Raw genomic sequence first — 14,257 nt, 5'->3', positions numbered from 1 at the left:
ATACTCTCTCCTTAAATAAGCTGCAAATATTCATCAATGTCTTTAGAAATTTGAATAAAAGCCTTATTCCAAAATTCATAATTCCTTATATCTATTTCAAAATATTTTTTCATAAGCTCCTCTACTGGAGCCTTTCCTGTTTCTCGTAAAAACTCTTTATATTTCGGATGAAAAGTACTTTTACTTTCTTGAGCTATTTCTAATAAACTAAAACTTACTAAATATCCAAATGTGTATGGATAATTGTAAAAAGGAACATCTGCTATATAAAATTGAATATATTTCATCCATACAAACAGCTGGTATTCACTTAAAGCATTTCCATATGCTTCTTTTTGTGCCATTATAGATAATTTCTCAATTTCATCAGCACTTAATAGACCCTCTTTACATTTTTCATAAAATGTTTTTTCAAACTGATACGATGCTCGTATTGCCATTACATAATTAAAACTATTTCTTATTTTCCAGCTAAGCAATGCCTTTTTCATATCTTTACTATCCGTTGTTTCAATTAGATAATTTAAGAGTACCGTTTCAAAGAAAATAGATGCTGATTCAGCCGTACTCATCGGCAAATAATCATCTAAAAAAGATGTAGATTGTTCAAAACTCATATTATAAAAATGCCAAGCATGTCCTAATTCATGAGCCAGCACTCTTACACTATCTATACTCCCATCATAACGCATGGAGATTCTCGATTCTTTCTCACTGAAAAATGGAGCACAAAACCCACCTGATGGTTTATTCTCTCTCGGTTCAGCATCTATCCATCCACTTTCTATCGCATTACGTGCAAATTCTGCTAATTCTTCATCAATATTTTTACATGCATCATAAACGTTTTGTACTGCTACTGAAAAAGGAATAGTAACCTCATTACTTTCCTTTACTGTCATAAGTTCATGCCATGTAATCGAAGCCTTCCCTTTCTTATACATGTTTAAAGCACTTACTAATTTATCAAGATTTTCTTCTGTCACATTCCACATTTGTAATAATACAGTTTCTGAAATGCCATTCGCATGAAAAGATTGTGTTAAAATCTCTCTATCTTCTATGTCATTACTCTTTGTATTACGCAATCTTCCTATTTGATTTAATACAGTAGCAAAGATTTCTTTTTCTTTATTTAATGCATTTGTAAGTAACTCGAATACTTCTAATCTTTCCTTTTCATTATCACTATTCATTGCAATAGTATTTGCTTGTCCAAAGGATAATAGTTTATTATTGTGCTCTATTTCTATTCTATCCCGTAATTGTATGTACATATTTTCCCACGCATTAAGTTCATCTTTTATTAACTTAGTATTATCTGAAGTTTCCACTTCATTATGTTTTATTACTTGCTGTACTTCACTTTTTAGTTCCTTCACTTTCACAGTCAATTTAGTAAGGTCAGATGAAACACTTTCTTCAACCGATTGACAGTAGAAATAGTATTCCGCTTTTTCAATAGCTTGTATAAGCTTTGAAAGAACCTCTACATCTTTTGTTACAAAATATTGCTCTTTCAACTCCAAAATCGGAAATAGAATATCCTCATTCAAATACAATCGATTTAAATCCCATCTAGAAATTTCTTGCATTTTTATAGCCGCCTCCTATTTTTACAAATAGTTACAGATATTTCTCCCTACACAATTATATATGAAATGACAAAATTTCGATATCATTAAATATTCAGATTCCTATAAATACATTCGTATTTATACTCTTTTCTTCTACCATTAAGTATCATTCCACATATAAAAAATACTCCCTCTACAAGAGGGCATTTGATATAGGAAAACTTCAAAGATTTTATCTTCATCAATACCATATCGACCGATTATCACAGATTAAAAAATAAAAAAGGATTGATCAAAAGATCAATCCTTTACTCTACTTCATTTAAGAAAAATAACGTTATAACGCCAGGACCTGTATGTGCTCCGATTGCTGCACCAATTGTATTTACGATAAATACTTCACAGCCAAATCTTTCCGTAATTAATGATTTTAATGCTTCAGCTGTTTCTAAGTCGTCGCCATGAGTCATAGCAATTGTTTGACCTTTAAGGTCTTTTCCGCGCTCTTCCATAATATCTACAATTCGGCCAAGTACTTTCTTTTTCCCTCGTACCTTTTCAAGTGGTACAAGTTTTCCTTCTTCCACGTTTAAGATCGGCTTAATGTTTAGTAAACCACCGATAAAACCAGCTACTTTACTTAAACGTCCACCTCTAACAAGGTACTGTAAGTCAGCTACAGTAAAGATGTGCTCCATATGGTTCATTAGAAAAGCGACACGGTTTAAAATATCTTCTTTTGATGCGCCGTCTTTTGCCATTTTAGCAGCTTCTAAAACGACAAGACCTTGACCAAGCGAAGCACATTTCGTATCAATAATTTCTAAATCTAAATCTGTATATGTTTCTTTTACTTCCTCTTTAATGACAACTGATGATTGATATGTACCAGATAGTTCAGATGAAAAAGCTAAATATATACAAGGATTACCTTCTTTTGCATAAGAAACAAATTTTTCTTGGAAAGTTTCAAGTGAAGGCAATGACGTTCTATAAACAGCGCCTTCTCTCATTTTTTGCAATAATGTAACTGACTCTAATGTTACTCCATCTAAATACTCTGTTTCTGCTTCATCATATACACGGAGTGGAATTAAATCAATATCATATGCTTGCAGCAATTCTACTGGTAAATCCGCCGCACTATCCGTAATGATTTTAACACCCATTTTTAAACCTCTATTCTGTTATAAATATAAAATAATAAAATAAAAATAGTACTTTTAAATTATATACGTAAAACTTAAATGAAGAAAGGAAAACACTTTATATTGTATGCACTATTCTTCAAAACTTGAACTATTAATGAAAATTATGCGATTCCAACTACTTTTTTCCTAAAATTATTTTCTATATAATGAAAATAGCGCAAGTTGGCCAAAGGAGGATGCACATGAGTATTCAACTAGCTACATCTAATGATTTAGAATGGATTAATAATCAATATGAATCGATAGGGTTTGTAAGAAGTGATTTAAAGAGAGATAAAGTTGCAATTATTACATATAACAACGAGTATGCAGGTGTTGGACGATTAGTCCAACTAGATGCAGATACTTTAGAAATGGGCGGAATTTTTATTCTGCCTCAATTTAGAGGGCTACAATTAGCTGGTGAGCTTGTTTCATTTTTAGTAGAAACTGCGAGAAAATCACAAATACAAGATGTATATTGTCTTCCTTTTGAGGAATTAGAAAACTTTTATAAGAAATATGGCTATACTGAAGTCGATACTACGAAAGAAGCAGTCCATCCAATTATTCTAAAAAAATATAATTGGTGTTTGGAGAACTACGAAAAACACGTTCTACTATTTAAATTGTAAATGTAATAAAGTGAAACTTTAATCAGTGGGGGTTTTACTGCCCTTTAATGCGGAATAAAAAAGTATATTCTCAATCGTTTTTCTATCAGTACTCCTAATCGGAGCCTAAGGATTAATCAAAGATATTTTATCTCTCCTTTTATAAATGGCTGATTAAAACTTAATGTTCCGTCAATACTATAGGTAACATGATTGTATTTCTCCATTCTCCCTTGGAGAGAAGCAGTTAGCTTTTGCTAGCTGCTCTTTTATTTTTTCAAAAAGTTACATAAATATCTTTAATTCCAAACATTCAAAAGATAAAATGTGATAAGATTGTTATGAAGATATTTACCAACTAATAAATGCGCCCTAGACTTATGTACTAGGGCGCATTTATTTTTTAGTATGTAATTCCTTCACTCATCTATTATCCACAAAATAAGTATCATACGCTTTATCAAAAACATATCCTAACTTTTCTGCCAGGTTAGCAGATGTAGTATTCGCTGCGTCCCAGTTTGGATACTTTCCATTTTCTAAGCAATCCAATATAAGAGCTGCACTAACTACAGTTGCCAAACCTTTTCTTCTATGATTGTGATCAGTCGCTACTTCAATTTCAATTCCATCATTATAAATACTATACGAGGATGCACCGCATACAACTTCTCCGTTATATAAAATGCTATAACCTATACCACGGTTTATATAATCTTCTACCGACTGAAATTGACTTGTAAAATCTTCGGAGATTTTATGTAATGTAGGGCTATTTGCGATATGCTCATCTATTCTTTTTAACTCATATCCTTTTGGAAGTATTGATATAAAAGACTGTAATTTCGAACGATTAAAACCTTCTGAATTTCGTTTGAACTTATAGCGTAAAAACTTATCTATTTTTCTTTCATGGAATGTTTCTAAGCGTTGTTTCCACTCTTCACTATTTACGATAACTAAAATTCTTTCAGGAATATTACGTAATAACTCTTCTGTTTCTTGCACATTTGGGTCTCCAGCGTAAAATGTGAAAATTCCTACCGTAACTTGTGCTACTGTTGGATTTTCAAGATCATTTACCCAAGCAGTACCCATATGCCCTTGTAAATAAGAAAGTAAAACAACGTTATTGAAATCATCAAACATAGAAACTAGTTTTTTTCCTGTATGCATATTCGCTTCATATATCATTTACATTCCCGCCTTCTATAAAATCAATCTTATTCTAAATCTTTAAGAATCAACTTATATAATTTTTCAATCGACCATTTACCATATAAGCAAACACCTATCAAACTAAATTTTTATATAATTATAAATTATTCGCAAATATAAAATTATTATAACATCTAATAAAAAAAGAGTACCTCACTTTTTCGACTTCAGAATATATATATCTTATTATCTAAATGAAACCTATTTGTTGATAAAGTTTTAACCATATATCCAATTAAGCTGAATAAATGTAAGATTAATTTATAAATAAGCTTTTTAAGGGGGATTATAAAATGTCTGATTTCTATTCTCGTCTTTCAAAAAGTGATGCCGCTGTTCTTTTAGTGGATCATCAAACTGGTCTTATCTCCAGCCTTGTGCGTGACTACGGTGTTGATGAGTTCAAGAATAATGTTTTAGCGCTTGCTAATACCGCTAATTTTTTTGATTTACCAGTTATTTTAACAACTAGCTTCGAAGACGGTCCTAATGGTCCACTTATGCAAGAATTAATTGAATTATTTCCCAATGCGTCTAAAATAGCGCGCCCTGGACAAATTAATGCATGGGACAATGAAGAGTTTGTCAAAGCTATTGAGGCAACTGGTAAAAAACAATTAATTATCGCAGGAGTAGTTACTGATGTTTGTGTTGCTTTCCCAGCGTTATCAGCTGTAAAGGCAGGTTATGAAGTGTTTGTTGTAACCGATGCATCCGGAACTTTTAGTAAACAAGTTGCTGATGCTGCCCTAATGCGCATGGCCCACGGAGGAGTCCAATTAATGAACTGGTTTAGCGTGGCAGCAGAATTACAGCGTGACTGGCGAAATGATATTGAAGGCTTTGGAAATTTACTTGCTAAACATCTCCCAAGTTACCAAAATATCATCGGAAGCTATAGGACAGCTCAAAAAGAATTTAGTAAATAATTCAATTCTTGATCAAACATTATATCAGTTTTGGAAAACTTTACAAAAACAATAAAGACTTCTAAGAGCTAATTACATAATTAAAAAAGGGCTGCTTAAATAGCCCTTTTCTTATTTGTTTTACCTATATTATCTGTTATGCCCTTACTATATTTAGATTACTTAAATAGTATTTCCCTAGCTTTACTGAAATAATTTATTGTAATAAACAGTTCTGTAATAGGAAATTACTCTTACCTATTAATAATTAACTTTTAACACTCCTATTAACAAAGCACTTACTTTAATACTACAATCCACCTCATATATGTAAAAACCCTCAATATAATGTAAGAGGGTTAATCAATAGATATGTTATAACTCATTTTTATAAATAAAAGATTCCGTCGCGCCGTTCTTATATACTTTAGTCAATTTAACAACCGATTTGTACGTGTTATCGTCATCCTTTATCATTTTTTTCAGATCTTCTATTTCGGCATTACCAGTTCCACTATCTATTTTTAAACAGTTCGAAATGGAAAGGTATCCACTTGATGCCAATATAAAAATAAAAATTGCATCAGGAAAATTAATAAATAACAATCCGTAGTTTAAAGGATCTCCAGCTGGATGCGATAAAAGCAATCGAAAACCTAACAGTTCAGGCACTTGAACGAAATCCCTAGAAACAATCGCCTCGCCTACTATAGTAATTTGCTTTACTACATTCCCAAGTTCATCTGTAAATTCAGTACATCTAGGTGGATTAATTGTTGTTGCTTGGAAAGACACATTTAATTCCGGATTATTAAAATCGAAAAAGATTCTACTCCCCTCCGTTAAACATTGCGGGCAAACATTTCCTAGCAGGCTAAAGTCCTCTTCAATATATTTAACTTTCGATTTGCAACTACAAACTTTTCCTATTCGGATTGCATCAATTTTTGAGCAATCTACAAAAATAACCTCACTGTCTTCTTGTACGAATGATACAATCCCTTTCATCGCATTAAATGAAAGAAAATAGGATACAACGATTTCGTTTCCTGCTATTACAATACTTTCAACTTTAGTATACGGTTCTAGACTTTGTAAAAATTCACATATACTATTTTGGCAACATCCACAATCACGTTTCGGCTCACAATCCACTTACACTCCATCCCTTCTCTATATAGAATAACTAATACATATATATGAAAGGAAAACAAAAAAGCTTGGACAATATAACTTTAACGTAGGAATATCGTTTATTCATAATATTAGTAAGGTAATTACACCAATAATGAGTAAGAACACATAATTTTTACTATAAATACATATAACAATTTCATCTTTCATGAAAAAAACGTTATAATGAAGTGTAGCCTCTACGATTACGTTATAAAGGAGATTAAAACAATGGCTAAAATTAAAGTATACCAAGTAAAAGAAGAAAATATGGAAGTAGTAAAAAACATCATTGATGTTGAGGAACAAAACCCAACTGCTGAAAACTTACAAAATCTATACGCATGTGTATTAGAAACTGAAGATATGGCATTGCCTGAATCATACATTGAAGAAGATATCTTAATTGATTCTATGGAAGTTATGGTTAACGCTTCTCAAAGCAAAGTAAGAGACTTAGGTGCATACGATGTAATCGAAGTTCAAAACAAAGGTAAGAAAACACAAATTTTATTACTTGCAGACGAAGAATACGAAATTATCGAAGGCTAATCTAACACCATACATACGAAAAAGCTCCTTTCCAATTGGAAAGGAGCTTTTTCATTACGCTTTTGATGTTTCGCTCTTTTTATTCTTTTGTTGTTTCTTAATTACCATGCGCTCATTTCCCATAAAGAAAATGAATATGAATGCTAATCCAGCTGGTACCAATGCCCACATGAATGTTTGAACAATTGAACTAGAAAGAGCGTCAATAATCTTATCTAATATTTGCGGAGGTATTTGAGATCTTGCCGATTCTGATAAAATGGCTCTTGAATCCCCTAATGTTGTATTCATTCCCCCGCTCATACCTTTAAACGCTTCTTCTAATTGATCTTGGAAACCTGTTCTTTGGATCATTCCAAAGATTGTAATACCAAGTGTCATACCTAATGAACGAATGAAATTACTCGTCGAAGTCGCAGACCCGCGCTGTTCCATACCGAAGTTGTGAATAGCTGCCATACTTAGTACAGAGAATGAGAAACCGACTCCAAATCCGATAATAATCATATAAACTGTTAATAATGCACGACTTGTTTCTGGCGTTAACGTGCTTAATAAGAATAATCCAATTAGCATAATAACCGCAGAAATAATCATGATGTTTCGGTAGCTAAGTTTAGTTGTTAAAAATCCGCCTAACTGCGCTGTTACGACTGATCCTAACATCATCGGTAAAAGTAATAATCCTGAGTTTGTTGCGGTACCACCGTATACACCTTGAATAAATAACGGAATGTACACAGTTGCTGACATAAACGCAGCTCCGTAACATAAAGCAATAATTGTACTCATTCCGAACAAACGTTGTTTAAACATCTCAAATGAAATGATCGGTTCTTCTACTTTACGTTCAATAAAAATGAATGCAATAATTAAAATAGCGAATCCACCAAATAAACTTAAAATAAAGTTAGAATCCCAATCATACTTTTGTCCGCCAAGTTCAAGTGCAAACATTAAAGAAACTACTGCACCAACTAAAGTAATTGCGCCAAACCAATCAATTTTTTGCTTTCTATGAACTCGTGATTCTTTATAAAAGAATGTAATAAAAATAAGTGCTAAAATGCCAAGTGGTAAGTTAATATAAAATACCCAGTGCCAGCTTATGTAATCTGTAATATACGCACCAAGTAACGGCCCAAAAATACTTGATAAACCAAATACCGCTCCGAATAACCCACCCATTTTCCCGCGCTTTTCAGGAGGGAAAATATCAAAAACGATAGTAAACGCGATCGGCACTAATGCCCCGCCGCCAATACCTTGAATCGCACGATAAATACCTAACTGTGTAATATTTTCAGCAGTACCACAAAGTGCCGAACCAATCATAAAGACGATTAAACCAAAAATAAAAAATCTCTTTCTACCATACATATCTGATAGTTTACCGAATATCGGCATACCTGCCATTTCTGCGACCATATAGGCAGAAACGACCCATACAAAGTTTTCAAGGCCTCCTAAGTCACCAACAATTGTGCCCATCGCTGTTACGACAATGGTATTATCCATTGATGCCATTAAAATACCTAGCAATAAGCCCGCCACAACAAAGCCGAGCTTATTATTCTTCTCAACCATAACCTTGCTCTCCCTCGTACTACTTATATTTGTTTATGTTCTTTTACAACTGCATTACCTTTTTGGTTAAAACTAGTATGATATTCTACAACACTAATTTCACATCCTGGACCAATGGTAACGTTGTTTCCTCTTACTACTTCAGCAATCGTATGCTCTAAATAAATCTCATCTCCTTCAATGATAGACGTTTGGAGGCTTCCAGCATGATTTGTAAATGGAATAAATCTCGCTTTTTTACGAACGGTAATCTTCTTACCGCCAATTTCTCTTACTTTGCTACCTTCATAACGAAGTGAAATTTCAATATTTTCAGCATTAAGTAATCCATCACTTTCAAGGCCACCAGTTAGTGATAGTTCTTCAACTTCAATATCTCCTTTTACATTTAAAGCGCCTTTCACATCTACGAAATCACCAGTTAATTTCCCCTTAACTTCTATCATACCTCTTACTTTTATTTTTTCAATATGAGCATCACTATGCATTTGTGTATTTCCGTATACTTTTACATATTCCGCATCTACATTTCCTTGTACTTCACTATCTCCATACACGACATAACTTTTCACTTTCATATTACCGCACACTTCACTCGTGCCGTACGTTTTAAATTCATTACAGCTCATGTCATTAGAAATCGTTCCTTCACCGCGAATCTTCACTTTATTATAATCTCCGCCTGCTGAACTACCAGAACCATTAACAGTAAGACTATGTTGATGTTCCATATCATTTTCTCCCTTCCATTAAATCTGCTTAATTTCTTTTACATTTGCGCTTTTATCAACAGTAAGAACACCCGTATATTCGATCAGTTCAATCTCACAGTTCGGTCCTACCGTAACATTATTTCCTCTTACCGTTCTTATGTGAGCATAATCAATATCGATATTGTCACCTTCTAATAGTTCAGCCTCTAATTGCATACCAAATACTGATTTAAACAGCCTACTAAAAGTACTTAGTCTATGTTTTACTTTAATCGTTTGACCACCAATTTCTTTCGCTCGACATGTACCGTGAATATTAATATTTATTTCATCAGCGCTTAGTAATCCACCAATTGTAAATTGTCCTTCTGAAGAAAACGTATCCACTTCACAATTACCATCAATTGTCGCTTGACCATTGACTTTAAATTCTTCACCAGTAACATTTCCACCTACCGTACCTTTTCCTGCAATTTTCAAACTGTTTGCCTTCACATCTTGCGTAATTGTTGCTTTTCCATCAATTCGCATCGTTTCAGCATGAACTGTACCGTCGATTTTACCTGATCCACTAATTCTTGCATTGCTACTTTTCAAATTTCCAGTAACGGCACCGTAACCGTTACATTCAAATTGGTCACATTCAACATTTCCATTCACAGTACCTTTTCCGTTTAATTGCACTTTATGAAACTCGCCACCATTCGATGAACCGTAACCATTTATAATCAAATTATCTGTACGCATACTTTCTCCTCCACTACAACAATTTCGTTTTTAATGCTTCGGTATATTTCATAATCGCTTCGCGTAAAACGATTTTAGTGCCTTTTTCAAAAATTAAATCTTCCACGTTTGAAACTAATAAACATGTAGAAATCCCTAACTTTCGTACAATGATTAAATCACAAGTTTTATGTTTAATTGCTTCATAATTTTCACGTAAAACTTGCAAGACCATTTTTCCTTCTTCTAAACTAATATCTCCCGATTGTAATAATTCTTCTAACATGTACACATAAAGAATATCTACAAATTGAAACTCTGCTGTTTTATTCGTTTGTTCTATGAAAAATTGTAAAACTGGTTCTGATGCAATCTCCTTACGTAAAATGTCTTCCTTTGTTAAAAGAATTTCTCTCACACTCGGTGAAAACATATTCGCTAGTTCATCAAGTGATAAATCCTCTTTCATCGTTTGGATTTTATCAATACGCTCTAATATCTTTTCTTTCGGAAAAAATGTCTCTTGACCCGTGAATGTTGACTTTCGTACAAACCAATCTTCCGGTATTAAATTTTTTCTTTTCCACCTATATAACTGTCCGTATGAAATGCCAGTTAGTTCTAATAAATCTTTTTTTGAAATCAAATCTGTACTCAACTGTATAACACTCCTTCCTGATAACAATGTAACATAACACTGTTACGCTGTAAATAGACTTTTATCACAAGTAGCGTAACAATGTGTAAAACAAACCTATTCCCACATACAAAAAAGGCTCTTACACATCTTATGAAAATGCGCAAAAGCCCTTATATATCAAGATTTAAACCAAATATTATAAAAATCAATCCAACCTTGTGAATTAATCATTATATTTTGGACTTTTTCATGTGTACTTACCTCTTGTTTATTACGATACAAAGGAATAATATGAATTTGACGTAACAAAGTATCCTCAATATCGCGTAACAATGTAACTCTTTTCTCTAATTCTTCTTGTTTAAAATAAATAGACAACTTTTCATAAAAGTCCATGTTGCTTTGTCCATGAATAAAACTATTTTTTGTAAGAAACATATATAATAGACTATCTTCTATTCGTTCGCTTATTGTGGCACTATCATGCATCATATCAGCCTTTTGTATCGTACTTACTTCCAATAGCTCTTCTATATCAAGAAAATTATTTTCTACACGAATCCCGTACTTCGCACACTCTTTTTGTATCCATTGTGCATCTTCAACATGATCTCGTCCTGTAAATGTGTAGAGCTGTAGCACTTCATTATGATAAGTACTCCTTTTAATTAAACTTTCTACATCTTCCTCAATCTCTACAATGCTTTCACCTGCTAATATTAGTTTCTTTGCCACTTCTCCACGTTCTCCGCCGAGTTCTTGAACGATTGTATAACCATGAATGATTTTATATAACGCTTTCCGAAATAACTCATCTTGCATTGGTCCTTCTTTCGTAAGATTACATGTTATATATGTCACGTTCGACTCAAGCCGAGACAATTCTTTATTATGTTTTTCTTTATCTTTATACTGCGCCTTTACTAAAACATCGTATGTACTTACACCTTGTTCTACATTCCACAACTCAACACGATCTAAAAAAGGTCTTTCACGAAAATATAAAGGATGACCTTCTAAAATGAACAGATTTTCATTACTTTTATATAATTGAAAAGACCCTGTTCCAATTAGCTCTCCTGCTTCATCTTCATTCACGATAGAACACTGTTCTGCACTTATCATATGTAAAAACATTTTATTTTCCGTATGTAATTGAATTTCGACAACGTAGTCATCCACTGAACGGATACTTTCAACGTGTTGTAACATCCATGCGTGTGCATTATTTTCCAGCTTCATAAATCGATTCAATGAGTATATAACATCATGTGCAGTAAGTTGTTTTCCATTATGAAAGTGAACTCCTTTTCGTAAATAAAACGTCCATATTTTTTCAGCGTCATTATATTCCCAGTGAAATGCAAGTCTTGGCTCTATAATGTTTGTATTACCGTCTACATACACGAGTGTGTCGAATATATGTTTTACCATATGACATTCTGAACGCATTGTAGCGTATACAGGATCTAATGTGATATCTAAATTCATTTGTACTTGCAACCGGAGTACATCTCTTCTCCCTTCAGATGTCATTTCAATCTTATGACCAAATATTGAATCCACCCAGCAGTGATATTCTCCCTTTACTGACGGAAAATGTGAGCTATAGCGTTCCACAAATATGCTTCCGCTTTTCACATCCCCTTTTTTCGTTATTTCTTTTCCTCTATCTAAAATTAAAGATATCGGGTGCTTTTGAAATATTAACTTAGAACGATTTCCCCTGCCGCGACCTGGAAACCACTTGATCCAATTTAACTCATCTAATTTTTTTATAATTAATTTACTATTACGCTCTGTACAAAATAATGTTTCAGATATATTTTGCACTGTTACTTCCAATCGTTCTCCCTCTTTTTTCCCTTTTCCATAAGCAATCCATAGTTCAATGTATTGATCTAAAATAAACATCATAATCCCCCTAAAAGGTGAAAAATACTCCCTATTGTTTCTACCCTTTTTCCAATTCTTCTTTCATCTTATCATTTCAATATAGAAAGGAGGAATTAATATTGAATTATCTCTTACTTCGTTACAATAAACCTATTTTTATTAGACTGTGTGGTGAATTATTAACCCGAACGACTGAATCTATGCTAGCTATCATTATGATTATTTACGTTAATAAAATGTTAAACGGCAATGTAATAATAACTATGCTGATTTTCGGATTACAGCCACTTTCAGACATTTTGTTTACACTTATTGCTGGAGGGATTACTGATAAATATGGTCGAAAAAAGATTATGTTACTCGGCTTATTGCTACAAAGTGTTGCAATCGGTAGTTTCGTTTTCGCTCAATCCGTTTTTATATTTGCACTGTTATATGTCATTAATGGCATTGGCCGTTCCTTATATATTCCGGCTCAACGTGCACAAATTGCTGATTTAACAAAAAAAGAGCAGCAAGCAGAAATTTTTGCTCTTCTACAAACGATGGGAGCAATTGGATCTGTAATCGGCCCTTTAATCGGTGCAAGTTTTTATAATACTCACCCAGAATATTTATTTATCGTGCAAAGCGTAACCCTTACGATATATGCCGTTGTTGTTTGGACACAGCTCCCAGAAACCGTTCCACCTATAAGTAAGTCAAAACAAACAGTTGAGGCAAGTTCACCAAAGCAATTTGTTTTTAAACATTACGCCATATTCGGTCTTATGGTTTCTACACTTCCTATTAGCTTTTTTTATGCACAAACTGAGACGAATTATCGTATTTTCGCAGAACATGTATTTCCTAATCTCGTATTCATACTCGCATTTATTTCAACATGCAAAGCCATTTTGGAAATCATTCTACAAATCTTCCTCGTAAAATGGTCTGAACGATTTTCTATGGCGAAAATCATCCTTATTTCTTATACCTGCTTTACAATAGCTGCAGTTGGCTTTAGTTATTCAACGACGATATTGTCGTTATTCTTCACCTTACTCTTTTTAGTCATTGGAGAAAGTATTGCTCTAAACCATTTATTACGATTCGTTTCAGAAATTGCACCTCCTGATAAACGTGGGTTATATTTTTCAATTTACGGTATACATTGGGATATATCTCGAACGTGTGGACCAGTTATTGGTGCAGTTTTATTAAGTAAACTAAGTGGTAGTATGCTTTTTTATATTTGCGCTTGCTTCTTATTAGTTGGGGGCATCGTTCAAGCACTGTTTGTTCAACATTTGGAACGTAAAAAAATCGTGAACCATCCTACACATAATTTATAGGTTACTACTTTTTCAGTAGGTCAACATTCCTTATTGGATGCATGCAAAAAAACAAAAGTGAAGTATTTCGCATATGAAAGGAGAAGTTCCTTGTTTACAACTAAAAACACCTCACTTAAAGAAAGTGAG

General features: G+C 33.2%; 13 protein-coding genes. 4 read left to right on the top strand and 9 right to left on the bottom strand.

The window, feature by feature from the left end:
• Positions 1 to 11: 11 nt before the first annotated feature.
• Positions 12 to 1,595 carry a M3 family metallopeptidase gene (locus tag MR170_RS01005; protein WP_242306803.1) on the bottom strand — a complete coding sequence of 528 codons (1,584 nt, stop codon included), beginning with the start codon at positions 1,593 to 1,595 and terminating at the stop codon, positions 12 to 14.
• A 290-nt stretch (positions 1,596 to 1,885) separates the two neighbouring features.
• Positions 1,886 to 2,746, bottom strand: coding sequence for a DegV family protein (locus MR170_RS01000; protein WP_242306801.1), 861 nt, complete (start codon positions 2,744 to 2,746; stop codon positions 1,886 to 1,888).
• 224 nt (positions 2,747 to 2,970) lie between these two features.
• Here MR170_RS01000 and MR170_RS00995 point away from each other — a divergent pair, with 224 nt between their 5' ends.
• Positions 2,971 to 3,402 carry a GNAT family N-acetyltransferase gene (locus MR170_RS00995; protein ID WP_016081237.1) on the top strand — a complete coding sequence of 144 codons (432 nt, stop codon included), beginning with the start codon at positions 2,971 to 2,973 and terminating at the stop codon, positions 3,400 to 3,402.
• A gap of 402 nt (positions 3,403 to 3,804) precedes the next feature.
• On the opposite strand, the gene MR170_RS00990 is transcribed toward MR170_RS00995, so the two are convergent.
• Positions 3,805 to 4,575 (bottom strand): GNAT family N-acetyltransferase, encoded by a 771-nt coding sequence (locus tag MR170_RS00990; RefSeq protein WP_242306799.1) that lies wholly within the window; start codon positions 4,573 to 4,575, stop codon positions 3,805 to 3,807.
• Positions 4,576 to 4,892: 317 nt separating this feature from the next.
• Here MR170_RS00990 and ycaC point away from each other — a divergent pair, with 317 nt between their 5' ends.
• Positions 4,893 to 5,528: an isochorismate family cysteine hydrolase YcaC gene (gene ycaC, locus MR170_RS00985; RefSeq protein WP_016081235.1), complete on the top strand. Its 636-nt coding sequence runs from the start codon at positions 4,893 to 4,895 to the stop codon at positions 5,526 to 5,528.
• Between the two features lie 354 nt (positions 5,529 to 5,882).
• On the opposite strand, the gene MR170_RS00980 is transcribed toward ycaC, so the two are convergent.
• Complete coding sequence (locus tag MR170_RS00980; RefSeq protein WP_029442582.1) at positions 5,883 to 6,662, bottom strand: BC_2878 family exosporium-associated protein; 780 nt, start codon at positions 6,660 to 6,662, stop codon at positions 5,883 to 5,885.
• 249 nt (positions 6,663 to 6,911) lie between these two features.
• Here MR170_RS00980 and MR170_RS00975 point away from each other — a divergent pair, with 249 nt between their 5' ends.
• Positions 6,912 to 7,232 (top strand): hypothetical protein, encoded by a 321-nt coding sequence (locus MR170_RS00975; protein WP_016081233.1) that lies wholly within the window; start codon positions 6,912 to 6,914, stop codon positions 7,230 to 7,232.
• A gap of 54 nt (positions 7,233 to 7,286) precedes the next feature.
• Here MR170_RS00975 and MR170_RS00970 read toward each other — a convergent pair whose 3' ends face one another.
• The 5 genes from MR170_RS00970 to MR170_RS00950 all read right to left on the bottom strand — a co-directional run bounded on the left by MR170_RS00970 (position 7,287) and on the right by MR170_RS00950 (position 12,812).
• Complete coding sequence (locus MR170_RS00970) at positions 7,287 to 8,819, bottom strand: MDR family MFS transporter (RefSeq protein ID WP_016081232.1); 1,533 nt, start codon at positions 8,817 to 8,819, stop codon at positions 7,287 to 7,289.
• A 23-nt stretch (positions 8,820 to 8,842) separates the two neighbouring features.
• On the bottom strand, positions 8,843 to 9,550 hold the full coding sequence (locus MR170_RS00965) for a polymer-forming cytoskeletal protein (protein WP_000401031.1): 708 nt from the start codon (positions 9,548 to 9,550) through the stop codon (positions 8,843 to 8,845).
• Positions 9,551 to 9,568: 18 nt separating this feature from the next.
• Positions 9,569 to 10,279, bottom strand: coding sequence for a bactofilin family protein (locus tag MR170_RS00960; protein WP_016081230.1), 711 nt, complete (start codon positions 10,277 to 10,279; stop codon positions 9,569 to 9,571).
• Positions 10,280 to 10,292: 13 nt separating this feature from the next.
• Positions 10,293 to 10,916, bottom strand: a complete 624-nt coding sequence (locus MR170_RS00955; RefSeq protein WP_016081229.1) for a YhbD family protein — start codon at positions 10,914 to 10,916, stop codon at positions 10,293 to 10,295.
• A 159-nt stretch (positions 10,917 to 11,075) separates the two neighbouring features.
• Positions 11,076 to 12,812: an ABC transporter substrate-binding protein gene (locus MR170_RS00950; protein ID WP_226606956.1), complete on the bottom strand. Its 1,737-nt coding sequence runs from the start codon at positions 12,810 to 12,812 to the stop codon at positions 11,076 to 11,078.
• A gap of 101 nt (positions 12,813 to 12,913) precedes the next feature.
• Between MR170_RS00950 and MR170_RS00945 the strand changes: the two genes are divergently transcribed.
• A complete protein-coding gene (locus MR170_RS00945; RefSeq protein ID WP_029442585.1) occupies positions 12,914 to 14,128 on the top strand; it encodes an MDR family MFS transporter in 1,215 nt (404 codons plus the stop codon).
• Positions 14,129 to 14,257: the final 129 nt, after the last annotated feature.

It is taken from the genome of Bacillus cereus group sp. BfR-BA-01524 (genome assembly GCF_022662595.1).
Taxonomy (GTDB): Bacteria; Bacillota; Bacilli; order Bacillales; family Bacillaceae_G; genus Bacillus_A; species Bacillus_A thuringiensis_S.
This window is presented reverse-complemented; position numbering and strand designations above follow the sequence as displayed.